Source organism: Prosthecodimorpha hirschii (genome assembly GCF_001305515.1).
Classification (GTDB): domain Bacteria; phylum Pseudomonadota; class Alphaproteobacteria; order Rhizobiales; family Ancalomicrobiaceae; genus Prosthecodimorpha; species Prosthecodimorpha hirschii.
Window position 1 is genome coordinate 1,938,309 of sequence record NZ_LJYW01000001.1, and the last position, 22,480, is coordinate 1,960,788.

Below are 22,480 nucleotides of genomic sequence, written 5' to 3' on the forward strand. Positions count from 1 at the left end.
TCGGGTTGCGGGAACGGCGCCGCCGCGGCGACGCCGACCACGGATCACTTGGCGAGATATTCGGCGACGCCGGTCGGCAGCTTGCCGCCTTCCGCCTGGATCAGTTCGGCATAGAGCCGCGCCGCCGCCTTGGCCGGATGGCCTGCAGCCTCGGTCTTCTCGATCCAGGCCGTCCAGGTGTTGGCCGCCGCGGTCTCGACATGGCTCTTCATGGCCGCCGACAGCGTGTTGATCGAGACGAAGGAGCCGCCGTACTTCTTGATCGAATCCTCGCGCACGGTGCCGACGCGGGCTTCCCACTGCTCGGCATTCTTCAGCGCGATCTCGCGCGCCGTCTTGTCGAACAGCTGCTTCTGCTCGTCGGTGAGCTGCGCCCAGGCGGCGTCGCTGATCGCGAGGTAGCTCTCCCAATGGCCGATCGAAACATCGACGATGGAATGGCGCAGCACCTGCTGCAGCGAATAGGACGGCCAGTCGGAAATGGCGATCACCAGGCCTTCGATCGTGCCGCGCGAAGCGGCTTCGAAAGCCTGCGGGCCCGGAATCGTGACCGGCGTCGCACCGAGCTTGCCGAGCATGATCGTGTGCAGCGCCGAACCGGCGCGCAGCGGCGTGCCGTTGAAGTCCTGCGGCTCCTTCAGCACCTTCTTGACCGTCGAGATCGAATAGGGGGCGGTCGCGCCGAGCGCCCACACCCGGATGCCCTTCTGGCCGATCTCGTACTGATAGAAGGTCTTGCCGTCCTTCAGCTTCACGTCGGAATCGAGCAGCTTCTGATAGGCCCGGGTGACCATCGGCGACGTGGTGCCGTAGGTCGGCAGCTGCGACACGTCCGAGAGCGGGAACCGGCCTTCGTGATAGGGCGCCAGCAGCGGCGCGGCGACGCCGATCACCCCGCCGTTCAGGCTGTCGAGTTCGCGGCCGACCGCGCTCAGCTCGCCCGCATAGAAGCGCGTGAACTTGATCTTGCCGCCACTGCCCTTCTCGATCGCGTCGGCGAAGGGGTCCATATGGGCGCCGACCCACAGATGCGGCTTGCCGAGGCCGCTCGAAATGATCAGGTCGGCCGCCGCAGCGGTCTCGGCAAAGGCGAGACCAAGCATCGCGGTCGCGGCCAGTAGCGTTTTGACATGTCGGATCATGAATTCCTCCCCAAGGCAGCCGTACTCGTTTCGGGACTTGCATCCCGATCGGCAGGCTTTGCTTTGTTGCGTCCGGGATTGTCCGGCCCGACCGCCCTGCCGTTCCGTCCGGAACCTCCCACGGGCAACGCGGTGACGGTCATGCTAGCCCGATTTCCAGCCTTGTAAAGAGAAATGAACGACGAGTCAGAATTCATCCAAATTGACGGCCCGGATGGCGTCCTCTAGGGTTATTGACATCATGACCGACTCTCCTGCCGTCGCCCCCAAGCCCGTTTCCACCCCGGTCCGGCCAAGCCGGACACGCCTCAGCCGCGCCGAGAAGGCGGAGGTGACGCGCACGCGCCTGTTCGAGGCCGCGATCCAGATCGTCGGCGAACAGGGCTATGCGGGCGCCTCGGTGGCGCTGATCACCGCGCGGGCCGGTGTGGCGCAGGGCACCTTCTACAATTATTTCGAATCGCGGCAGGACCTGCTCGATCAGCTGCTGCCGGCGATCAGCGAACAGCTGCATGAGCTGATCCGCGACCGGGTCAGGGCCGCGCCGGACGATCCGATCGCGCGCGAGCGCGCCCGCCTGTGCGGCTTCTTCGATTTCCTCGAGGAATCGCCGCACCTGTTCAAGATCCTGAGCGAAGGCATGGTGCAGGCGCCGGTCGGCTTCCGCCGGCATCTCGAAATGCAGTCCGAAAGCTACCGCCGCGCCATGGAATACGAACTGCGGCGCGGCAACCTTCGGATCAGCGACCCGCGCGAGATCGACATCCTGACGCAGATGCTGCTGTCGACGCGCGAATATCTGAGCGGCCGCTTCTGCTATGTCGACGGCCAGTTCGTGCGCCCGTCGGAGCTGGTCGTGGAAACCTACGTCAAGCTGCTGACCGGCCGGATCTTCGCCTGAGGCCGGCCCGAAACCGCCGTCCCGATCCTGTCCGCACCGCGCGCTCACGCCGACCGGCAGCACGCGTCCGCATCACCCGATCCGACCCGGCCCCGGATCGGACCGGCAAAGCGCCATCCCGGTCTCGGCAGCGCCAATGACCGCTTCAGGCTTGGAAGATTTGGCAGAACCGGAGGGAATGGTGGGCGTGACAGGGATCGAACCTGTGACCCCTACGATGTCAACGCGGGTGCCTCGCCTGATTCGCAAGGAAAACCGCCACCGACCGAGCCGGAATGTTCGCATCCGTTCTCGGATCGTGCCCGGGTATCCTGGGCGAAACCTGGGCGGGATGGTCCGCCGGACCCCGAAAACGAAACCGCCGGCGAGGGGGTCGGATCCCTGGCCGGCGGCAACGAAGATAGCAATGCGTGTGCATCTCAGACCTACCCGAAACCGGCGGAATCTACAAGGTCCGGAAACGGCGGCCCTCCGCTGACGGCGCGGATCCCGCTCCTGCTCGACCGCCTCGTGGAATGGGACCACCGCTGGCGCGAACCCGGGCACCGGGCCGCGTGGTCGTGGAGCCACGGTCGCGGGGTGGGTCTCGCCGGCCAAGTCGGGCGGGCCTGGCGTGCCGCCCGGTGGCTGGAGGCCGCGATCGAGGCGCACCGGACCGAGGCCGATCCGCACCGCCGGCAACGGATCCGACATGCGGTCGCGGACCTAGCGCGACTCGTGGTAATTGGCTCGACGGTGGCATGCTTCGTGGCGGGAGGGGCGCCGAGGCGCGGACCGCTCGGCCGGATGGCCTGCGAGTTGGCCGATGTCGCGCTTCAGATCGAGCGTGAGATCGCGACGCTCGACGCTATTGCGTTTTTCTCGGCGCTACCGCCGGAGATCCTAGACGTCGACCGGACGGCTGAAGCCGACCACCGCGACGCCATCGGCGACCACCTGACGGACTGGCGCCGCATGGCTGGTGACCTCCTCGTGGCCGCGGGAGGCGCCGATGCTCGGTGACCTGCCGCCATGGCTTACGGACGGGCCTCCGGCCCTCAGCCTCGCCGACTACGGTCTGCCCGACGATCTCGAAAGCGAGCCGGGCCGGAGCGGATCAAGGCGCGCAGGCCCGGCGGGCGGCTGGAATGCCGAACGCGCGGCGAGTAATGATCAACGGCCGGCAACGGATCCGCTGCCGGTCCTGATCGCTGCCGAACTCGCCGGGGAAGCCGTGCCGTCGCGTCCGTGGCTGGTGCCAGAGCTGATCCCGGACCGGACGGTGTCGCTGATCTATGGCGACGGCGCAGCCGGCAAATCGCTGCTCGCCCTGCAATTGGCCGTCGCGGTCGCGACCGGATCCGACTGGCCCTGCGGACTGCCCGATGTCGGGCCGGCGATCTATCTATCCGCCGAGGATGACCGGGACGAATTGCATCGACGGCTCGCCGACATCTGCCGGGCCAAGGGCATCGACCTCGCCGACCTGGATAACCTGCATCTGCTACCGCTCGCCGGCAAGGATGCCGTCCTCGGTACAGCGATCGGCTCGACGGTGATGAAAACCGAACGTCTGAAACAGATCAGGCAATACGCGGCGTCTGTACAACCTCGGCTCATTGTCCTGGATACGCTGGCCGATCTCTTCGCCGGAAACGAGAACGACCGGACGCAGGCTCGGCAGTTCATCGGCTTCCTGCGGGGCCTTGCCATTGATCTGCAATGCGCCGTGTTGATGCTGGCACATCCCAGCCTCGATGGTCTCCGGAGCGGCACCGGGGCGAGCGGTAGCACGGGCTGGAGCAATTCGGTCAGAGCGAGGCTCTTTCTCGAACGGGTCAAGTCGGAAGACGATTCCGAGCCGGATCCCGACCTCCGGCGCCTGTCCGTGAAAAAGGCGAACTATGCCCAGGCCGGGCAGGACATCCTGTTGCGCTGGCGTGCTGGCGTCTTCGTGCCCGATGGCACCGGCATCGGCGGGCTCGACAAGATGGCGGCCGAACGCCGCGCCGAGGAGGTGTTCGTCACTCTGCTGCGGCAGTTCGGCCGCGAGGGGCGAAGCGTGTCGCCGGCGCCATCGTCAAGCTATGCACCTCGTGTTTTTGCGGCTCATCCGGGCGCGAAGGGCTGCACGGCTCGACATCTGTCCGGAGCGATGGATCGGCTGTTGGCAGCCGGTGAGATTCGGATCGAGGAACATGGCCCGGCATCGCGGCGGCGGACCCGGATCATACCGTCAACATAACACAACCGCAGCCACATGAATTCAACCGATGATGCCCCTTCCAACGCCCTTCCAACTCGAAAATCGGCCTTCCAACGCCATTCCAACGGCCTTCCGACCGCCTCTAAAACCCCTACCAACGGCCTACCAACCACCTTCCAACCGGCGTGCTTCCAACCCCCCTATACCCCCCGGCGGTTGGAAGCCCCGCCTCCGGGGATGGGCGGGCTACCAACCGCCCCGGATCGGGTTGTATCGGCGAGCCGTCGCGGGTGCGGTGTCGGGCATGATCGTTTGGCGCGTGTCGGTCAGTGTGGTATGTTCCCGCTCCGTTCGGAGCTGACGCCATGGCGCGCATCGTGATCACATACGACCCGTCGGGGGTGCAGAAGATGCTGACGGCCCTGTCGGGGCTGCGCTCGCCGGATCTCGTGCAAACCCGTCTGGAGGAAGGCGTCCACCGCGCCGGCCGGTATCTGCTGCCGATCGTGCGGAAGACGCTGCAGGAACAGACCAACATCAAGCCGCGCGGCGTCTCGTCCCGCACGAAGGGGTTCGTTCCGGCTGGCATGCGCGGCGTCTACCAGATTGCCGCGACGGGATCCGGCGTCTACATCGCTGAGGTGCAGGGCACGAAGGGATCGAAGCGAGACAGCGTCCGGTGGTCGCCGCGGCAGCATTGGAAGCTGCAGGCGCGAGACAGCCGAGGCCGCTGGGGGCAGATCGCCGGCGGGACCGAAGGTGGTGTCACGTCGGACCCGTGGGGAGTGGCCCACCGGTTCAAGCGGTCGTTTGTCAGCGCCAAGGGTCGCTACTATGCCGTCTTGCCCACCGCGAAGGGCAGTAAGTCCAAGGGCCGGTTGCTGTACGGGCCGGCAGTCTGGAAGGAACTCGTCAAGGGCGCGACCCTGGCAGTCTTTGAGGCGCAGGCACCGGCGCTCATGCAGCGCGAGGTGGAAGCGAAGCTGACCCGGCTGATGCCGTAGGGTGATGAGAGGCCATGGCACCCGACCTTACCCAGGGCAATCGAGGTATAGACGCGGGTCCTTCCGACCACCCCCATCGACCGCGGTGCGATTCGCAGCGCACAAATTCGCTAGCGGTTGGATTCTGAATTTGCGTTTTGCAACGTAAATTTCCGGCGACACAGGCGATGGATAGCGATATCCAGCCTGACCAACCGGAGGAAGCACCATGAGCTATGCCGTGCGCCTGGAGCCGGAGGACGGGGTCGTCCTGGTCTCCTGTCGCGACCTGCGCGAAGTCGTGACCAACGGCGCCACCGTGGCGGAAGCGCTCGAACAAGCCGCCGATGCAATCGAGACGGCGATCGGCTACCGCCGCGCCCACGGTGAAGCCATTCCGGCACCATCGCCGGTCGAACCCGGCGAATATGTCGTGACGATTCCAGGCCAAGCCTGAAATAGTCAATTCGACACCCTTGCATCTAATTTCCAGATCGAGCATCGTTCTTTGCGTAATAAACACGCAAGGAGTCGATGTCATGCGCCTTGAAATCGTTGAACACACTGCAAATACGCAAATCCGGATTTGCAAATCGCAAACGTCGTACGATTTTCCGGATCTCGTCGGCTACAATATCTATGGTCTCCTCGAACAATACAGTGATGCCGCCGACGGATTGCTGCTGTGGTCTGACGAGGCGACGGAACGTCGCCTCCTGGCGATCCTGGAGGCCGCCGCCGTCGCGTCGCTGCCGACCTGGGGCGATGCGCTCGCGGCCGAAAGCTTGGCCGTGACGGCCGGTCTGAACCGCCGGCACGCCGAGGCCGCTCGGCGGCTCATGGAGGCTGCCGATAAGGCGTTCTGCCGCCTGGCCCCTCGCGTCGTCCTGCTCTGAGGGCGCTATGGATCGCCTCCTCAAGCTTCACGAAGTCGAGGAAATCACCGCCCTGTCGCGGTCGACGATCTATGAGTGGATGCGTAAGGGCAAGTTCCCGCAGCCGCTGGTGCTGTCGACCCGGTCCGTCCGGTGGCGGGCCTCAGCGGTGGCGGAATGGATGGACCGGCTGCCGGGACGCTCGGCGTGACGGCGATGTCCACACTGCCGACCGCGGAATGTAGCCTCGCGAGGCAGCTCGCAGGATGGCGGTTGCCATTCCGTTCCATTGCGGCCACGCTCGGTACAGAACGTGGAGCCGAAAACTATGCGACGAGAAGCTTTCTGCCTGTTGACGGATCTGACCGATAGTCAGATCCGTCACGGCGTCAACAACGGCACCCTGCCGCTGCCGGTCCGATCCTCAAATGACAGTCATTATCGGCGATACAGCGTCGCCGATGCCATCGCGTGTCTTGCCGCTGATGCCCTCGTCGGCCGACATCTCGGCGCCGAGACCGTGACCAGCCTGATCTACGAGAATTTCGATCACCTTCAGAAGGTTGCGCGGGTCTACCAGGATGCGTCCGTCCCCGGCTATTTCGCGATCGTTCGCGTCGGCTGGACCGACGGCACCCGTCGGCTGGAGCGTCTCGCGGTGGCCATCGGCCCGGCCGCGGATCTCCGCGTCGTCAGCCGGCACGGGCTCGTCCCGATCGGCGATATCGACGGCGACATGATCGCCATCGCGGCGACGAACATCACTTCTCTGGTGTCCGGCCTCCGGCAGCGCGCGGCCAAGCTCGGCATCGGATTCGAGATCGGTGCGGTCTGATGCCGGCGACCTGGCTCGACCACTTGATCGGCTATTTCGCCCCCGGCGCAGGGGAACGACGCCTGATCGAGCGGGCCAAGCTTGAGGCGCGGATCCGTTCCTATGCCGGCGCCAACAAAAATCGCCAGTCCGGCGGGTGGACTCCGAAGGGCGCCTCGGCAAATGCCGAATTGTCGGTCAGCCTGCCGGCGCTTCGGAACCGCATGCGCGACCTGGTGCGGAACAACCCCCATGCGGCAAAGGCGGTCTCGACCATCGTGGTTCACGCCATCGGCACCGGAATCGTCCCGCGCGCCAAAACCGGCAACAAGGGCCGCGACAGGAAGATCATGGCGGAATGGGATACGTGGACGAAATCATGCCATTCCAAGGGGCTGCTTGATTTTTACGGTCTGCAGACCCTGGTCTGCCGCGAGTTCATCGAGGCCGGCGAGGTTCTGATCCGGAAGCGGATCCGCCGCGGAACGAGTGCAGCGGTTCCGCTGGAATTGCAGGTCCTGGAGGCGGACCTACTGGATACGTCCAGGGATGGTCCGGTCGGCAACGGTGTCACGGCCTATCAAGGGATCGAGCAGGACGCATCCGACCGGCCGTCCGGCTATTGGCTGTTCCCGCGCCATCCCGGCGATTCCGGCACCTGGTCGCTGGAAGCGAACGGCTTTCGGTCTCTTCGCGTCCCTGCGGCCGAAATTGCCCACGTCTTCGAGATGCGGCGCGACCAGTCACGCGGGGAGCCGTGGGGTGTTGCCGCCATTGCCGGCCTTCGTGACCTCGACGACTACCGCGATAGCGAGATGATGCGGAAGAAGATCGAAGCCTGCGCCGTGGGCGTCGTCACCGGGGGCGATGAGACCGACATGGGCGTCGGCATTCCGCTGGACGACAGCGAGGCTGCAGCGCTTCGAGGCGTCTACGACAGCTCCGGCGCGACGGTCGACCGTTTCGAGCCCGGCATGTTCCTCTATGCCCGCGGCGGCAAGCAGATCACGTTCAACTCGCCGGCTGCCACCGGATCCTATGAGGCCTACAAGCGGGCCTCGCTGCAGGACATCGCGGCGGGCTTCCGGGTGCCATACGAGCTGCTTTCCGGCGATCTCGCCCATGTCAGCTACATTTCGGGCCGGCTCGGCCTGCAGGAGTTCTATCGGCTGGTGGAAGTCATCCAGTGGCAGATTCTGGTCCCCGCCTTCTGTCAGCGGGTGTGGGACTGGTTCTGTGAGGTGGCCTACACGGCCGGAAAAATCCCCCTGGCGTCTGTCCCCGTTGAGTGGGCGCCGCCGCGCATGCCTGCGGTCGATCCCATGAAACAGGCCATGGCCGACGTCATCGATCTCAGGGCTGGTCTCCGCTCGCATGCCGAGATCGTTCAGGAGCGGGGCCGCCCGCCGTCCGATGTGCTGGCCGAAATCGCAGAGTTCAATGCCGCGGTCGATGCCGCCGGGATCGTCCTCGACTCCGATCCGAGGAAGGTCGCGAAGTCCGGTGCCTCCCAGGTCGCCGAGGCTGTCGCGACGGACCCGGGTACGCCCGGCGGCAGATCGGAGGCCTCATGACCACGCTGCAACGGACACAGCGCTTGGCGCCTGGACAGGTCGCCGGGGCAAGGGTGGCGCTGGTAGACGGCATCCAGTTCCGACCCGGCACGTTCGATGCCAAGGCCGGGACCTTGGAGGCGGTGTTGGCCACGGCGACACCGGTTCGCCGGTGGTTCGGCAACGAGATCCTCTCGATCTCGCCTGATGCCATCGACCTGACCCGCATGCCGACCGGCCAAGTCCGGTTCCTCGACCATCACCGCGCCACCGACCGCCGCGCCGTGCTCGGTGTCGTCGAGAGGGCCTGGATCGAGGGTGGAATCCTCATCGGCGCCATCCGTCTCGCCGCCACGCCCGACGCCCAGGAGGCCGCCGGCCAGATCGAGCGCGGCGAGCTGACCGGCATCAGCGTCGGTTATCGCGTCGAGAAATGGCAGATCACGGCCGTCGACGAGACCACTGGCCGCGAGGATTGGACCGCGAAACGCTGGTCACTTCACGAGGTGTCCCTTGTGTCGGTGCCGGCCGACGCTAGCGCGATGGTTCGCATGCCGATGCCGGCGCCCGGAACTGAACCCATACTCAAGAGGACTACCATGGACGACGAAGTCATCGAATCCCCGCCGGCCGATGCCGGCACCCGCGCGGAACGGCAGCGCGCCACCGAGATTTCCCGGCTCGCCACGCTGCACCGGATGCCGGATTTCGGCGCCGAGCACGTCGCCGCCGGAACCTCGCTCGACAGCTTTCGATCCGCGATCCTCGAAAAGCTCGCGACCGAGCAGGAGCAGACCGAGATCCGCCCCACCGCCCGCATCGGCCGGGACGAGACCGAGACTCGCCGGGCCGGCATCGAGAACTATTTCGCCACTCGGCTCGATCCCACGGTCGAGCTCAGCGGTCCCGGTCGTGAGTACCGGGGAATGACGCTCATCGACCTGGCGCGGGACTGCCTCGCCCGGGCCGGTGTTCGGACCCGCGGTCTCGCCGCCGGCGAAGTCGCACTCCGCGCGCTGACGACCGGCGATTTTCCGCAGCTCCTGTCGAACGCGATGGGTAGCAGCCTGCAGCGGTCATTCCAGGCCGCATCGACCGGCGCCACCATGATCGCAGCCGAAGGCACGGCGACCGACTTCCGGGAACAGCGGATCGTGTCGGTCTCGGAGTTCCCCGCGCTCGAAAAAATCAACGAGCACGGCGCCATCAAGTTCGGCTATCTCGACGACACCGCCGAGAAGCTCGTGATCGCCAGCTTCGCCAAGGGCTTGTCGGTCACATTCGCGGTTTTGATCAACGATGACCTGAACGGCGTCGCCCAGGCTCTGTCGAGCTACGGCGCCGCCGCCGCCGACTTGAAGGCGAATTTGATCCTCAGCGCGCTCGGCGCCAACCTGTCCGACGGCCATCCCATCGCGCACAGCACGCGCGGGAACTCGGTCTCCGGGACCGGGTCCGCGCTGTCTGCCGGGGCGATCGGTGCGGCACGTCTCTGGATGCGCACGCAGCGGATGTTCGGGGCCGCGAATCCGCTCGGTGTCGCCCCGCGTCTGCTGCTGATCCCCGCAGCCCTGGAGATGGCAGCCGAGCAGATCTTGAGCCCGATCGCCGCCGCCAAGACCGACGATGCCGTTCCGGAGTCGATCCGGAATATGCGGCTCGCCATTGAGCCGCGATTGGACACGGCCTCGGCGACGGCCTGGTGGGCCTTCGCGGACCCGGCGCAGTTCCCGACGGTGAAGTTCTTGACGTTGCAGGGCTTCGCCACCCCGAAGCTGGAACAGAGTCAGGAGTTCAATATGCTCGGCACGTCATGGCGGGTGCACTGGCACGTTGGTGCCGGGCCGGCCGAATGGCGCTGGGGCTATCGGTCGGCCGGCGCCTGATTTTCCGAGGGCGGGCATCTCCATGGTGGGGTTGACGGTCCCCGCCACGATACATGACCTCCGAGCCCGCCCGCTGCGCTCGCAGTCGGACACGGTCAAGGTCACGGCACCGTCTGGCCGGCGCTTCGGCGTCGGCCTCTTCCTCTTCATGAGCGGAGGCCAAGATGGGTAATGTCACGTCGACCCTGACGATGCGGCTGGTGGACGGCGTGTCCGCCGCCGCCCGCAAGATCAAGGGTGCGCTCGACACGGTCGATGCCGCCGCGAAGCGCACGCAGCACCGGACCGGTGCTGCGGCGTTCCTCGCCGGGGGCGGCATGATCGCGACAGGCGTCGGAGTTTATGGCGCGAGCCGGGCTTACCGCGATAGTGCCGACCAGGATCGACGATTGCTCCGAATTCGGCAGACCGCTGGCGCCACCGAAAAGGAGGCGGCCGGGCTCCGGCAGACCCTCTATAGCCTCGCCGCTCAGACCGCCACCCCGATCGGCCAAGTCATCGACGGTCTCGATAGTCTCGTCGCCGCCGGCCGCTCGCTGCCGGAAGCCATGGCGTTCCTGCCGTCGGTGGTCCGCACCGCGCAGGCCTCCGGCGCCGAAGTCCTGGACATCGCGAAGTCGGCCGACGCCTTCGGGCAGAGCTTCGGGATCGCGGCCACGGACATGGAAAAGGCCTTCGATGCCGCCGTGAAGCTCGGCAAAGAAGGAAAATTCGAGCTCAAGGACATGGCTCGGTACCTGCCGAGCCTGCTGCCGTCGGCGGCGACGCGCGGCATCAAAGGCCTGGAAGGCCTTCATAAGGTCATGTCGGCTCTGCAGGTCGCCCGCATCAATTCCGGCACCCCGGAAGAAGCGGCTGTTGCCATCGGCGATCTTCTTCAGAAGATGGATTCTGACGAGACGATCAAGAAGTTCGCGAAGAACTTCAAAATCAACCTTCCGGAGGCGATGAAGAAACTGAAGGATGCCGGCAAGGACTCGCTGGAAGCCTTCCTCGACATCACCGAAAAGGCGATCAAGGGCAACGACGAACTCATCAACAAGATTGCTGCCGACAAGGAATTTCGCCGCGGTCTGACCGCCATGATTCAGCATCGCCGCGAGTACGAGCGGCTGATCGCTGCAGCCAAACGCTCAGCCGGCGAGGTCGGTCGGGACATCAAAGATGTGACCGAGGATACCCGGGCGTCCATCGACCGCATGACGAATTCATGGAACGACTTCGTCGGTGCCCTGACAAAGACCGTCGACAAGGCCGGGGTCTCGTCTCTGCTTACCGAGACCGCGAAGGGCCTCAGCTCCATTTCGGAGATCCTCGATGCCATCGACCGAAAGGATTACGGCAAGGCCACCAGGCTGACGGCCGAATTCCTGGACGGTCGGACGCCGGAACAACGCGAGCAGGACCGCGCCCGGCAAGCGCTGCAGAACGCCCTGCGCAACGAGCAGACCGCTCGTAGCAAGATGGCCGACAGCCCGGAGGCAGCGAAGGTCCGGGCCGCGCTCGCACGGGCAGAATCCGATCCGCGAACACCGAATCAGGGCGAGACGATTCGGGCGCTTCGGGAGCGTCTGCGCATCCTCGATGGCACGAACGATCGAAATCGTTCCGATGCCCTCGACTACCGCCGTGATGCGACCCGGGCCGCCGTGGATCTCCTCCCGCCGCTGTCGCAGGGACCGTCCGGTGTCCCGCTCGATCTTGCCCGCGGCAAGATGCCGGCGGCGAAAGACCGCGTCTCCGGTGCGACCCGCGCCCGTCCGCGCGCCAACCTCGGCACCGGAGCCGGTGATGGCACCTGGCCGGAGCGGCCGGGCCGCGCACCGCTCGGTGTCATGCTCGACGATGCCTCCGCGAGAGCTGGAAACATTCAGCCCGGGGTGACCATCGACCGGGAGGCCGCCGTTGCCGCCGCCATGATGGCGCGGGATGCGGCGCAAGCAGCGCTGAACGCGCGACCGCTGACGATCCCGGTTCGGGCGGGTGACATCTCGTACGGCTTGGGACGCGAGGTGCTCAAGGGCACACAGAGCGCCTACTCGAACCTCGGTTCTCTTCGGGGGCCGCAGTGATGCCAGCCGCCGGCCTGCCCCATGATCCGATTCTGTTGCTCGTTAAGGCTCGCCGGATGGCCCGGGAGGCGTGGAGCGATTTCGAACAATTCGACCGTGGCGATCTCCGGACGGCCTGGCTGGCGTGTAGCGCCGCTGGGCGAGATCCACGGACAGATCCGAAAATCGCTGACCTCGTCGACAAGGTCGTGATGCTTCAGCACCTGGCCGAGCGGCTCGACCGGATCGCCGCGGACCTGGCGCTTATTGCCGTCGACGCCGCACCGGCGGGGGTGGCTTGATGCGACGGCCGGTCAGTCTCGACGACATCGATGACGACACGCCGCTGAGGCTCGATGTCGCCGCCGCGCTCGCCTTCCCTGATGGCTCGATGACCCGGAGCGGGCTCCGCAAAGAAGCGCAGCGCGGGCGACTTGTGATCGAGCGCATCGCCGGCAAGGATTACGTGACCATGGCTGCCATTCGGGAGATGCGATCACGATGCCGCGCCGACGCCAACCGCCCCGCCTCTACCTCCGGCAGCGCAGGGGCCGCGATCCCGTGTGGGTCATCCTCGACGGACAGACTGAGATCGGGACAGGCTGCGGTCCTGGCGATGGCCGCCGAGCTGAAGAAGCACTCGCGGCGTACCTCGCCGGCAAGCACCGCGCCGACTTCGGGGACGGTGATCCCGCTCATGTCGCAGTCGCGGACGTCCTGATGCTGTATGGAGCCGAGCGCTCCGACCACATGGCGCACCCGGAGTTGGTCGGCTTCCACGCCGCGCATCTAGCGCAGCACTTCGGACAGATGCAGGTTGCCGAAATCAACGGCACCACCTGCCGCGAATACGTCCGGAAACGCACGACCGGGCGCATCGGAGCCCGACCGGTGAAGGAGGGCACCGCACGCCGAGAACTGGAGACCTTGGGGGCCGCCATCAACTACGCCTATCGGGAGCGGCGGTTGCGGTTCCCGGTCCCGGTCACGCTGCCGCCGAAGGCTCCGGCCCGCGAACGCTGGCTGACCAGACTCGAGGCGGCCCGCCTTCTCGGTGGCGCCCTTGGCCTGGCACGAATCACGTTCTGCGATGTCCGCACCCGCGCGGAGCGCGCGAAGTGGGTCCGTGTCGGCAAGCCGGTCTATCACGTCGGCCGCTTCATCCTGATCGCGCTCTATACGGGCACGCGGCACGAGGCCGTGCTGCAGATGCGGTGGGGTCTTTCCTCCGAGGGCGGATGGTTCGATCTGGATGGTGGCGTCATGTATCGCCGCGGTCAGGGCGAGCGCGAGACCGCCAAGCGTCGACCGCCGATCCCCATTCCAAGCGTCCTACTGCCGCATCTGCGGCGCTGGCGGGATGTCGATCGCCGGGCCGATGCCAGACGAGCGGCGGCAGCCGCACCCGGCGAGACCGTCCTCCCGACAACGCATGTCGTCAGCTTCGCAGGCCGGCCGATCCTGAAAGAGCGGCGAGGCTTCGCACGGGCTCGCGAGATCGCCGGGCTCGGCGAGGATGTCACGCCGCATATCCTGCGGCACACCGCTGCGACCTGGCTTCTACAGGCCCGGGTCCCGACCTGGGATGTCGCCGGATATCTCGGCACGTCGGAGGCGATGATCCGAAAGACCTATGGGCACCACTCGCCCGACCACCTCGCCCTTGCCGCCGCAGCGTTTCATGGGCGAAGATTGGGCGCGTCGAAAACGGAGACCGGTTAGATGACCGATAAGCCTTTGATTTGGAATGGTGGGCGTGACAGGGATCGAACCTGTGACCCCTACGATGTCAACGTAGTGCTCTCCCGCTGAGCTACACGCCCATTCCATGAGCCGTCGGTTCGGGTTGCCGTCGGCGAGGTGGTCTATAGCCAACCTCGTTCGGGGGTGCAAGCGGAAAGCTGGCTTGGAACCCGATGCTTGCGGCAGCACGGCTCCCATGCCGCCCGAAGGGTGCCGAAACCGGCCGGCTGCGCCGTTTTGGCGGCGCCGGACCGGCCGAAACGGGGGCCGCGGCGCCGCGCCGGGTGTGGAAAAGTCCGGCGTTGCCCCTCCCCGCCGCCGCCGAGCGCTCTCGGCGGCGCTCAATGACGCACCTGCGGCCGTCGGTGCGGTCGCGGCGCGGTCGTACAGGCCGAGGCCGCCTATCCGGCGGCAGCCAGGCTCTGCACCAGGAGACGGGCGGTGCGCAGCAGGCGGGCGTCGTCGTCGCGGGCGCCGACCAGTTGCACTGCCATTGGCAGGCCGTCGGCCTCGAACAGCGGCAGGCTGACGGCCGGGGTGCCCAGGAAGGTCCACAGGCTGCAGAAATGCGGGTCGCCGGTCGAGCCGTGGCCCGCAGGGGCCGGCCCAAGCGCGGCCGGCGTCAGGATCGTGCCGTGATCGAGGAAGATCGCGCGCGCCAGCCGCTCGAGGCGCTCGCGCGTCTCCTTGGCGTCCAGATAGGCGACCGCCGAGGCGGCGCGGCCGCGCTCGACCACGGCACGCAGATCGGCGTGGATCAGCTCCGGGGTCCGGTCGGCAAGGTCGCCGAAGGCGCGGGCGAACTCGACCTCGCGGATCAGCTTGGCGGCCGCGATGCCCTCCTCGAAGGCGAAACCGAACGCGATCTCGGTGACGCGGGCGCCCAGTTCGCCGACCAGATCGTCGATCGCCTCACGCTGCTCGGGTGCCAGATCCGACCAGCGGTCGGAGCGGACCAGCGCGAAGGTCGGCGGCAGGGTCCAGTCGGCCTCGACGGTCTCCAGCAGGGTCGACCGGCTGCGCGGCCGCGTCGCGCCGTCGCGCGGGTCGTAGCCGATCAGCGCGTCGCCGATCAGCGCCAGGTCCTCGATCGAACGGGCGAAGACCCCGACCGTGTCGAGGCTCGCCGACTGTTCGAGCACGCCGGGGCGCGGGATGGCGCCGAAGCTCGGCTTGTAGCCGTAGACGCCGCAGAACGCGGCCGGCCGGATCACCGAGCCGAGCGTCTGCGTGCCGAGCGCAAGCGACACGTGGCGGTCGGCGACGGCGGCCGCCGAGCCGGACGAGGATCCGCCGGGTGTGCGGCCCGGATCGGCCGGATTGCGGGTCGGTCCCGGAATATGGGTCGCCAGTTCGCAGGTGACCGTCTTGCCGAGAATGATCGCGCCGGCCGCGCGCAGCGCCGCGACCGGGGCCGCATCGGTCTCGGGCCGGCGGCCGCGATGCGCCGGCGAGCCGTGCTCGGTCGGATAGTCGGCCGTGTCGATCACGTCCTTCAGGCCGACCGGCACGCCATGCAGCGGACCGAGCGGCCGGCCCTCGGCGCGGGCCCGGTCCGCCCGCGCGGCCGCGTCCAGCACGAGGCCGGGATCGACATGCGCCCAGGCCCGGATGTCGGCCTCGCGGGCGGCAATCCGGTCGAGGCTGGCCTCGACGAGATCGGTGGCGGTGACGAGGCCGTCGCGGATCGCCGCGGCGACCTCCCGGGCCGTCATTCGAGTCAGGTCTTGCATCGGTCCGGTTCAGTTCCCGTAGAGGAATTCGGGCAGCCACAGGGTCATGCCTGGCCACAGATACATGATCACCATGCACAGGATCACGATCAGCATATAGGGCATCATGCCGGCGAAGATCTGGTTGATGGTGACGTGCGACGGCGCCACCCCCTTCAGATAGAAGGCCGACATGGCGACCGGCGGCGACAGGAAGGCCGCCTGCAGGTTGACGAAGACCAGGGTGCCCCAGAGGATCGGGTCGATGTTGAAGTGTTTCAGCATCGGCAGGAAGATCGGCACGAAGATCACGATGATCTCGGTCCATTCCAGCGGCCAGCCGAGGATGAAGATGATCGCCTGGCTGAGGATCATGAACTGCAGCGGCGTCAGGTCGAGCGCCAGCACCCATTTCTCCAGGAGCGCCTGGCCGCCCAGGATGGCGAAGACGCCGGAGAAGAGCGCCGAGCCGACGAACAGCCAGCACACCATCGAGGTCGTCTTGGCGGTCAGGAACACCGCCTCCTTGGTCCGCTTCCAGTCGAGCGTGCCGGCCTGCAGGGCAAGCAGGAAGGCGCCGGCGGCACCCACCGCGGCCGATTCGGTCGCCGTCGTGATGCCGAACAGGATGACCACCAGGACCACGACGGTGAGCGTGCCGAGCGGCGCGATCGACGTGGTCAGGAGCTTGACCACCTCGAACTTCTCTGCCCCCATCTTTCGGTAGCTGCGCAGCATCCAGAGCGCTGCCAGGGCGGCGAGAATGCCGAACCACAGGTAGAAGCCTTCCGGCGGACCGGCCGCGGCAGCCGGTTCGGCAGCAGCGGCGGGGTCGCCCAGTTCCTGCAGACCGCCGCCCAGTTCCTCCACCCCGCTCGGGATCGCCAGCGTCTTCTTCTGCTGGTGGACGACGACATACCACCAGATCAGCGCAAAGGTTCCGGCCGTCATGATCAGCGGGACCAGCGCGTAGAAGAGGTGCAGCAGCACCGTTCCGTAGCCCATCGGCTTGCCGTCGACGGTGAGGCCGCGAGCGCGCCCCGGCGAGACCGCCGCCTTGACCAGGCCGACAGCCATGTTGTTGCCATAGTGGGACTGGAAGGCGCGGATCCAGTCCGGCACCGGCACCCGGGTCTGTTCCTCGGGCAGCTTCGGCGCCACCTTCGGGTTGATCAGCGCCCAGCCGACGATATAGGCGAGATAGAGCAGCGACAGGAAGAAGCCGGGGAACATCGCCGCGGCATAGAGCTTGACCACCGACAGGCCGGCCACCGCGGCGAAGACGATGATCATCACCGAGGGCGGGATCAGGATGCCGAGCGTGCCGCCGGCGGTGATCACGCCCGACGCCAGACGCACGTCGTAGCCGGCGCGGAGCATCGGGTTGAAGGCGATCACGCCCATCAGCACCACGACGGCGCCGACGAGGCCCGAGGCGATGCCCCAGAAGGTGCACACCACCAGGGTGGCGACGGCGAGCGAGGCCGGCACGTTCCGGAAGGCGAGCTGGATCGAATAGAACATCTTATCGACCAGCGCGCCGCGCTCCATCACGTAGCCCATCAGGACGAAGAGCGGGATGGAGATCAGCACGTCGTTGGTCATCGCCCCGTAGGTCCGCTGGACCATCAGGTCGAACACCAGGTTGTCCGCGAAGGCCTGGCCGGATTTGAAATAGGCGATGAAGCCGAAGACGATGCCGAGACCCATCAGGGTGAAGGCGGTCGGGAAGCCGAGCATGATGACCACGACGATCAGCGCGAGCATCATGAGGCCGAGGGCGGGATCGCTCATGTGATGTGGTCTCCCCGGCCGCGCTGGCGGGCGGCTTCGTCGATGTCGTGGGCCTGCTCGATGGCGCGCCGGCGCGTTTCCTCGTCGACATATTCGCTGCCGGCGAGCTGTTCCTCGACCACGTCGATCTCGTTCACGTCGCTGAGCCGCGACGGCCATTCGCCGGTCTTCAGGCAGACGATGCAGCGCACGATCTCGGCGACGCCCTGCAGCAGCACCAGCGCGCCGGCGATCGGGATCACGGTCTTGAAGTGATAGACCGGCGGACCGTCGGCGGTGACGTTGGAATGTTCCGCGATGCGCCAGCTGTCGGCGGCGTAGTGGGTGCCGGCATAGACCAGCGCGCCGATGCCGGGCACGAAGAAGACCACGTAGAGGATCAGATCGAGCGTCGCCTGGGTACGCGGGCGCATCGACGAATAGAGGAAGTCGCCGCGGACATGCGCGTTCTGGGCCAGCGCATAGGCGCCGGCGAGCATGAACAGCGTGCCGTAGAACATGTTGGAGGCGTCGAAGATCCAGGCCGTAGGGGCGTTCAGGATGTAGCGCTTGAACACTTCGGCGCAGACCAGGAGCATCAGTCCGACGATCAGCCAGGCCGCCGCCTTGCCGACCCAGGTACTGATGCCGTCGATCGCGTGCAGGAACCGCTCGATCGTCATCGGGGCGTCCGTTGGTCAGAGGAACCCGTTGTCAGGTCAGTGACTTGATCAGGTGATCAACGTGGTCAGGAGAATGTCATGACCCCGCAAAACCGTCAGGCCCGGCCGGGGGGTCCGGCCGGGCCTGCGGAGCGTGGGTGCGGGCGGATCAGGTCCGCCGCAGGGTGCCCTGAGGCCCGAAATAGTGGTCGTAGGCCATGCGCCGGTTGACCACGGTATCCTGCTCCCAGCGCGTGGCGCGGCGGGCGAAGGCGATCTGGCTTTCCAGGATTTCCTTGAACAGCGCGTTCTCGGTCGACTTCTTGGCGGTCACCTGGTCGTAGACCTCGAGCTGCCGCTTCAGGATCGCGTCCGGGGTCTTGAAGAAGCGGACCTTGTCCTTGGTCTGCATCTCCGCATAGTCGCCGGAATAGCGGTCGATCGCCTTCCAGGACATGTCCGACGAGGCCGCCTCGACCGCGTTGGCGATGATCGCGCGCATCTTCTCGGGCAATGCGTTGTAGCGATCCTTGTTGAACATGATCTCGAACTGCTCGGCATTCTGATGGTAGCTCTGCAGCATGCAGACCTTGGACACATCGGGGAAGCCGAGCACGCGGTCCGAGGAGGCGTTGTTGAATTCGGCCGCATCGAGCAGGCCGCGATCCATCGCCGAGACGATCTCGCCGCCCGGCAGCGCGTTCACGGCGGCGCCGAGCGCGGTGAACACGTCGATCGAGATGCCGACGGTGCGGTATTTCAGACCCTTGAGGTCCTCTTCCTTGGCGATCGGATTCTTGAACCAGCCGAGCGGCTGGGTCGGCATCGGACCGTACGGGAAGGAGACGACGTTGGCGCCGATCGAGTCGTAGAGCTTGGCCAGCAGTTCCTTGCCGCCGCCATATTTGTGCCAGGCGAGCAGCATGTTGGCGTCCATGGCGAAGCCGGGGCCGGAGCCCCACAGCGCGAGCGCGGTCTGCTTGCCGTAGTGATAGACGAGCACGCCGTGGCCGCCGTCGAGCGTGCCCTTGGAGACCGCCTCGAGCAGGCCGAAGGCCGGCACGACGGCACCGGCCGGCAGCACCTCGATCTTCAGGTCGCCACCGGTCATATCGTTGACCTTCTTGGCGAAATCGTTGGCGTATTCGTGGAAGATGTCTTTCGACGGCCAAGTGCTCTGCCAGCGCATGCTGATCGGGCCCTGGGCCTTGACGACGGCCGGGGCCGTAACGGCCGCGGCGGCGACCACCGCCGAACCGGTCAGGAATCGGCGACGTGCGACTGCCTTCACTTCGTTCATGGTGTTCCTCCCGAGAACCGGACCCTTTTCGGTCCTTGTTATCGGAAGGATTAGATTTCAAAACCGTCAGGTCGACAAGGTCCGTCAGGCATTCGGTATCCCAAATCGACCGACAAATATTGCGCCATTCGGGCGCACCGCCCCATTCATCCGATCGCCGTCCCCGACCGTACGCGCGAGCGGGGGATCGGATGGGGATCGGATGCGGTGACGGCGCGGTCGGTCAGGCGGCGACCAGTTTCTCGACCTCGCGCACCAGATCGCGCAGGTGGAACGGCTTGGACAGGACCTTGGCGTCCTTCGGGGCGTTCGAATCCGGGTTCAGCGCCACGGCGGCGAAGCCGGTGATGAACATCACCTTGAGGTCCGGGTCGAGCTGGGTGGCGCGCCGGGCGAGTTCGATGCCGTCCATCTCGGGCATCACGATGTCGGTCAGGAGCAGCGTGAACGGCTCCTCGCGCAGGCGCTCGTAAGCGCTCTTGCCATTGTCGAACGAGACCACTTCGTAGCCGGCGTTCTGCAGCGCCTTGGCCAGGAAGCGGCGCATGTCGTTATCGTCCTCGGCCAGCAGAATCCGGGTCATCACGTCCATCCGCGTCCATCCATGCTGTGCGCCTCAATTCTTTCTCATAGACGACGGCCGGGGTAAATATCCGGTGAAACGGCGGACCGCCGCTTGCCATGGACAAGGCCGGTGGTTTCTGGGCAACATGTTGCTGCGCCGGCTGAACCGGGCGCCGCTTCGGCCGGAGCGTGCCGCCGGGCGGCCGGTCCTCCAGGGGAGCACGCGAGGAAGGTGCGCATCGTCCGGGACTTCGAGACCGAAACAGCCTTCGAGGTGGTCGCACCTGAGGCCGTGCTCTGTCCGTTCATGTTCAACTCGCCCCACTCCGGCAGCCGCTATCCGGCGAGCTTCCTGGCGGCGTCGCGGCTCGATCCGCAGCGCATCCGCCGCTCCGAGGATGCCTTCGTCGACGAATTGTTCGCCTCCGCGCTCACCCACGGCGCGCCTTTGATGCGAGCCAACTTTCCGCGCGCCTTTCTTGATGTGAACCGCGAGCCCTACGAGCTCGATCCGAAGATGTTCGCCGGCCGGCTGCCCTCCTATGCCAACATCCGTTCGCTCCGGGTCGCCGGCGGCCTGGGCACCATTGCACGGATCGTCGCCGAGCATGAGGAAATCTATGCCGGTCCGCTCGATGTCGACGAGGCGCTGCAGCGGATCGAGCGGATCTACAAGCCCTACCACGCCACGCTCAGGCGCTGGCTGGCGCGCCAGCACGTCACCTTCGGCTATGCGGTCCTGATCGACTGCCATTCCATGCCGTCGCTGATTCGCGGCATGGACAACCGCAACCGGCCGGATTTCGTGCTCGGCGATCGCTACGGCACGAGCTGCGGCGCCAGCCTCGTCGACGGCGCGGTCGAGATCCTGCGCAGCCTCGGCTACGCGGTGGCGCGCAACAAGCCCTATGCGGGCGGCTTCATCACCGAGCACTATGGCCGGCCGGGCAAGGGCCTGCATGCCCTGCAGGTCGAAATCAACCGCGGTCTCTACATGAACGAGGAGACCTACGAGCGCACCGACCAGTTCGAACGGCTGGTGCGGGATCTCGGCCTGTTCGTGGCCGAGATCACCGCGCTCGGCGGCAGCGGGCTGCGCGCGGAGCCGCTCGCGGCGGAGTGACCGCCCTGCCCTGCGGCGCTTGCCCCGCGGATTTCCCGCCCGATCCCCAATCTCGGCTTCGCGACAAAGAAAAAGGCCGCTGACACGTGTCAGCGGCCCAAGTCTAGGGAGGAAACGCCCAAGGAGGGCTGCGGCAGGGCGGGAGGCGCCCGTACCGCGGTGCACCCAAGATGGATGTGCGACGCAAAAAGGTCAAGCCAATTGTCCAACCGGGACGGCATGCCGCACCCGATCGGGCATATGTCCGGCCGACGGAATGGCCTGTCGGTAATGCCTGGTGACAGACCTACCGTACTGGCAGGCATACCCCGCAGGCCGGCACGACCTGCTGGCAAGTGCGGGCGGATGCGCTATCAGGAGGGATGCCTCGCAACGCCGGACCCGCCATGCCCGAACTCATCGCCTTCCTCGACCAGCTCGCCGATGCCGCCGGCAAGGCCATCCTGCCGCATTTCCGCACGCCGATGGCGGTCGAGGACAAGACCGAGGCCGGCACGGGGCGCCGCTTCGATCCGGTCACCGTCGCCGACCGGGCGGCGGAGACCGCCATGCGCAGCCTGATCGGGCTGCACCATCCCCAGCACGGCATCCTCGGCGAGGAGTTCGGCTCCGAGCGCACCGACGCCGAGCATGTCTGGGTGCTCGACCCGATCGACGGCACACGGGCCTTCATTTCCGGCGTGCCGGTCTGGGGCACCCTGATCGGGCTCAAGACGAACGGCGTGCCGAGCCTCGGCATGATGGCGCAGCCCTTCACCGGCGAGCGCTATGCCGGCGACACGCGGCGCGCCTGGTATCGCGGTCCGGACGGCGAGAAGGTGCTGAAGAGCCGGGCCTGTGCGGAACTCGCCGACGCGGTCCTGTTCACGACCACGCCGGCCCTGTTCGAGGGACCCGACCAGGAGGCCTATCGGCGCGTCGAGGCCAGCGTGCGCCTCGCCCGCTACGGCTGCGACTGCTACGCCTACTGCATGGTCGCCGCCGGCCATGTCGACCTGGTCGTCGAAGCCGGCCTGCAGGCCTACGACATCGTCGCGCTGATCCCGGTCATCGAGGGGGCCGGCGGGGTGGTGACGAACTGGACCGGCGGCTCGGCCGCCGACGGCGGCAAGGTGGTCGCCTCGGGCGATCCGCGCCTGCACGAGAAGGCGCTCCGGCTGCTGGCCGCGGCCTGAGCATCCCGGAAGAACGCCCCGGAACAACGCCCCGGCTG

The 22,480-nt window shown here is 66.7% G+C and carries 22 protein-coding genes and 1 tRNA gene; 16 read left to right on the forward strand and 7 right to left on the reverse strand.

What is annotated here, in order from left to right:
- Window positions 1–44: 44 nt before the first annotated feature.
- Window positions 45–1,142: a type 2 periplasmic-binding domain-containing protein gene (locus ABB55_RS08470; RefSeq protein ID WP_200912012.1), complete on the reverse strand. Its 1,098-nt coding sequence runs from the start codon at window positions 1,140–1,142 to the stop codon at window positions 45–47.
- Between the two features lie 241 nt (window positions 1,143–1,383).
- On the opposite strand from ABB55_RS08470, the gene ABB55_RS08475 reads away from it, so the two are divergent.
- From ABB55_RS08475 to ABB55_RS08535, 14 genes are all read left to right on the forward strand, one after another.
- Complete coding sequence (locus ABB55_RS08475) at window positions 1,384–2,043, forward strand: TetR/AcrR family transcriptional regulator (protein WP_054358426.1); 660 nt, start codon at window positions 1,384–1,386, stop codon at window positions 2,041–2,043.
- A 798-nt stretch (window positions 2,044–2,841) separates the two neighbouring features.
- A complete protein-coding gene (locus ABB55_RS29625; RefSeq protein WP_152981977.1) occupies window positions 2,842–3,045 on the forward strand; it encodes a hypothetical protein in 204 nt (67 codons plus the stop codon).
- On the forward strand, window positions 3,035–4,267 hold the full coding sequence (locus ABB55_RS08485; RefSeq protein WP_083463465.1) for an AAA family ATPase: 1,233 nt from the start codon (window positions 3,035–3,037) through the stop codon (window positions 4,265–4,267). The genes ABB55_RS29625 and ABB55_RS08485 overlap by 11 nt, the downstream gene beginning before the upstream one ends.
- A gap of 326 nt (window positions 4,268–4,593) precedes the next feature.
- The gene (locus ABB55_RS08490) at window positions 4,594–5,232 is read left to right on the forward strand and encodes a hypothetical protein (protein ID WP_054358428.1); all 639 of its coding nucleotides are present in this window, start codon (window positions 4,594–4,596) and stop codon (window positions 5,230–5,232) included.
- 208 nt (window positions 5,233–5,440) lie between these two features.
- Window positions 5,441–5,668, forward strand: coding sequence for a type II toxin-antitoxin system HicB family antitoxin (locus tag ABB55_RS08495; protein ID WP_054358429.1), 228 nt, complete (start codon window positions 5,441–5,443; stop codon window positions 5,666–5,668).
- Between the two features lie 82 nt (window positions 5,669–5,750).
- Window positions 5,751–6,107, forward strand: coding sequence for a hypothetical protein (locus ABB55_RS08500; RefSeq protein ID WP_054358430.1), 357 nt, complete (start codon window positions 5,751–5,753; stop codon window positions 6,105–6,107).
- 7 nt (window positions 6,108–6,114) lie between these two features.
- Entirely contained in the window at window positions 6,115–6,297 is a 183-nt protein-coding gene (locus ABB55_RS08505) for a helix-turn-helix transcriptional regulator (protein ID WP_054358431.1), read from the forward strand.
- Window positions 6,298–6,375: 78 nt separating this feature from the next.
- Window positions 6,376–6,921 (forward strand): hypothetical protein, encoded by a 546-nt coding sequence (locus tag ABB55_RS08510; protein WP_152981978.1) that lies wholly within the window; start codon window positions 6,376–6,378, stop codon window positions 6,919–6,921.
- Window positions 6,921–8,474 (forward strand): phage portal protein, encoded by a 1,554-nt coding sequence (locus ABB55_RS08515; RefSeq protein WP_054358433.1) that lies wholly within the window; start codon window positions 6,921–6,923, stop codon window positions 8,472–8,474. The genes ABB55_RS08510 and ABB55_RS08515 overlap by 1 nt, the downstream gene beginning before the upstream one ends.
- The gene (locus ABB55_RS08520) at window positions 8,471–10,339 is read left to right on the forward strand and encodes a prohead protease/major capsid protein fusion protein (RefSeq protein WP_083463466.1); all 1,869 of its coding nucleotides are present in this window, start codon (window positions 8,471–8,473) and stop codon (window positions 10,337–10,339) included. Before ABB55_RS08515 ends, ABB55_RS08520 begins: the two co-directional genes overlap by 4 nt.
- 164 nt (window positions 10,340–10,503) lie before the next feature.
- On the forward strand, window positions 10,504–12,411 hold the full coding sequence (locus ABB55_RS08525) for a phage tail tape measure protein (RefSeq protein ID WP_054358435.1): 1,908 nt from the start codon (window positions 10,504–10,506) through the stop codon (window positions 12,409–12,411).
- Window positions 12,411–12,692: a hypothetical protein gene (locus tag ABB55_RS08530; RefSeq protein ID WP_054358436.1), complete on the forward strand. Its 282-nt coding sequence runs from the start codon at window positions 12,411–12,413 to the stop codon at window positions 12,690–12,692. The genes ABB55_RS08525 and ABB55_RS08530 overlap by 1 nt, the downstream gene beginning before the upstream one ends.
- Complete coding sequence (locus tag ABB55_RS30855; RefSeq protein WP_244471998.1) at window positions 12,692–13,111, forward strand: excisionase; 420 nt, start codon at window positions 12,692–12,694, stop codon at window positions 13,109–13,111. Before ABB55_RS08530 ends, ABB55_RS30855 begins: the two co-directional genes overlap by 1 nt.
- A complete protein-coding gene (locus ABB55_RS08535; RefSeq protein WP_244471999.1) occupies window positions 13,111–14,112 on the forward strand; it encodes a tyrosine-type recombinase/integrase in 1,002 nt (333 codons plus the stop codon). Before ABB55_RS30855 ends, ABB55_RS08535 begins: the two co-directional genes overlap by 1 nt.
- 26 nt (window positions 14,113–14,138) lie before the next feature.
- Here ABB55_RS08535 and ABB55_RS08540 read toward each other — a convergent pair.
- From ABB55_RS08540 to cpdR, 6 genes are all read right to left on the reverse strand, one after another.
- Window positions 14,139–14,213 (reverse strand) — tRNA-Val (locus tag ABB55_RS08540).
- A gap of 321 nt (window positions 14,214–14,534) precedes the next feature.
- Window positions 14,535–15,848: an amidase gene (locus ABB55_RS08545; RefSeq protein ID WP_160321200.1), complete on the reverse strand. Its 1,314-nt coding sequence runs from the start codon at window positions 15,846–15,848 to the stop codon at window positions 14,535–14,537.
- 27 nt (window positions 15,849–15,875) lie between these two features.
- On the reverse strand, window positions 15,876–17,639 hold the full coding sequence (locus ABB55_RS08550) for a TRAP transporter large permease (RefSeq protein WP_054358439.1): 1,764 nt from the start codon (window positions 17,637–17,639) through the stop codon (window positions 15,876–15,878).
- The gene (locus ABB55_RS08555; protein ID WP_054358440.1) at window positions 17,636–18,301 is read right to left on the reverse strand and encodes a TRAP transporter small permease subunit; all 666 of its coding nucleotides are present in this window, start codon (window positions 18,299–18,301) and stop codon (window positions 17,636–17,638) included. Before ABB55_RS08555 ends, ABB55_RS08550 begins: the two co-directional genes overlap by 4 nt.
- A 148-nt stretch (window positions 18,302–18,449) precedes the next feature.
- Window positions 18,450–19,580 carry a TRAP transporter substrate-binding protein gene (locus ABB55_RS08560; protein ID WP_054358441.1) on the reverse strand — a complete coding sequence of 377 codons (1,131 nt, stop codon included), beginning with the start codon at window positions 19,578–19,580 and terminating at the stop codon, window positions 18,450–18,452.
- Between the two features lie 223 nt (window positions 19,581–19,803).
- Entirely contained in the window at window positions 19,804–20,166 is a 363-nt protein-coding gene (gene cpdR, locus ABB55_RS08565; RefSeq protein ID WP_276326420.1) for a cell cycle two-component system response regulator CpdR, read from the reverse strand.
- A gap of 285 nt (window positions 20,167–20,451) precedes the next feature.
- On the opposite strand from cpdR, the gene ABB55_RS08570 reads away from it, so the two are divergent.
- On the forward strand, window positions 20,452–21,267 hold the full coding sequence (locus tag ABB55_RS08570; protein ID WP_083464079.1) for an N-formylglutamate amidohydrolase: 816 nt from the start codon (window positions 20,452–20,454) through the stop codon (window positions 21,265–21,267).
- 386 nt (window positions 21,268–21,653) lie between these two features.
- Window positions 21,654–22,442 (forward strand): histidinol-phosphatase, encoded by a 789-nt coding sequence (gene hisN, locus ABB55_RS08575; protein ID WP_244472000.1) that lies wholly within the window; start codon window positions 21,654–21,656, stop codon window positions 22,440–22,442.
- Window positions 22,443–22,480 lie beyond the last annotated feature (38 nt).

Excerpts from the sequence above, each read along its gene's own strand:
- ABB55_RS08470 (WP_200912012.1), bottom strand. The coding sequence starts at position 1,142 with ATGATCCGACATGTCAAAACGCTACTGGCCGCGACCGCGATGCTTGGT.
- ABB55_RS08475 (WP_054358426.1), top strand. The coding sequence starts at position 1,384 with ATGACCGACTCTCCTGCCGTCGCCCCCAAGCCCGTTTCCACCCCGGTC.
- ABB55_RS08485 (WP_083463465.1), top strand. The coding sequence starts at position 3,035 with ATGCTCGGTGACCTGCCGCCATGGCTTACGGACGGGCCTCCGGCCCTC.
- ABB55_RS08490 (WP_054358428.1), top strand. The coding sequence starts at position 4,594 with ATGGCGCGCATCGTGATCACATACGACCCGTCGGGGGTGCAGAAGATG.
- ABB55_RS08495 (WP_054358429.1), top strand. The coding sequence starts at position 5,441 with ATGAGCTATGCCGTGCGCCTGGAGCCGGAGGACGGGGTCGTCCTGGTC.
- ABB55_RS08500 (WP_054358430.1), top strand. The coding sequence starts at position 5,751 with ATGCGCCTTGAAATCGTTGAACACACTGCAAATACGCAAATCCGGATT.
- ABB55_RS08505 (WP_054358431.1), top strand. The coding sequence starts at position 6,115 with ATGGATCGCCTCCTCAAGCTTCACGAAGTCGAGGAAATCACCGCCCTG.
- ABB55_RS08515 (WP_054358433.1), top strand. The coding sequence starts at position 6,921 with ATGCCGGCGACCTGGCTCGACCACTTGATCGGCTATTTCGCCCCCGGC.
- ABB55_RS08520 (WP_083463466.1), top strand. The coding sequence starts at position 8,471 with ATGACCACGCTGCAACGGACACAGCGCTTGGCGCCTGGACAGGTCGCC.
- ABB55_RS08525 (WP_054358435.1), top strand. The coding sequence starts at position 10,504 with ATGGGTAATGTCACGTCGACCCTGACGATGCGGCTGGTGGACGGCGTG.
- ABB55_RS08530 (WP_054358436.1), top strand. The coding sequence starts at position 12,411 with ATGCCAGCCGCCGGCCTGCCCCATGATCCGATTCTGTTGCTCGTTAAG.
- ABB55_RS30855 (WP_244471998.1), top strand. The coding sequence starts at position 12,692 with ATGCGACGGCCGGTCAGTCTCGACGACATCGATGACGACACGCCGCTG.
- ABB55_RS08535 (WP_244471999.1), top strand. The coding sequence starts at position 13,111 with ATGCTGTATGGAGCCGAGCGCTCCGACCACATGGCGCACCCGGAGTTG.
- ABB55_RS08545 (WP_160321200.1), bottom strand. The coding sequence starts at position 15,848 with ATGACGGCCCGGGAGGTCGCCGCGGCGATCCGCGACGGCCTCGTCACC.
- ABB55_RS08550 (WP_054358439.1), bottom strand. The coding sequence starts at position 17,639 with ATGAGCGATCCCGCCCTCGGCCTCATGATGCTCGCGCTGATCGTCGTG.
- ABB55_RS08555 (WP_054358440.1), bottom strand. The coding sequence starts at position 18,301 with ATGACGATCGAGCGGTTCCTGCACGCGATCGACGGCATCAGTACCTGG.
- ABB55_RS08560 (WP_054358441.1), bottom strand. The coding sequence starts at position 19,580 with ATGAACGAAGTGAAGGCAGTCGCACGTCGCCGATTCCTGACCGGTTCG.
- ABB55_RS08570 (WP_083464079.1), top strand. The coding sequence starts at position 20,452 with ATGTTCAACTCGCCCCACTCCGGCAGCCGCTATCCGGCGAGCTTCCTG.
- hisN (WP_244472000.1), top strand. The coding sequence starts at position 21,654 with ATGCCCGAACTCATCGCCTTCCTCGACCAGCTCGCCGATGCCGCCGGC.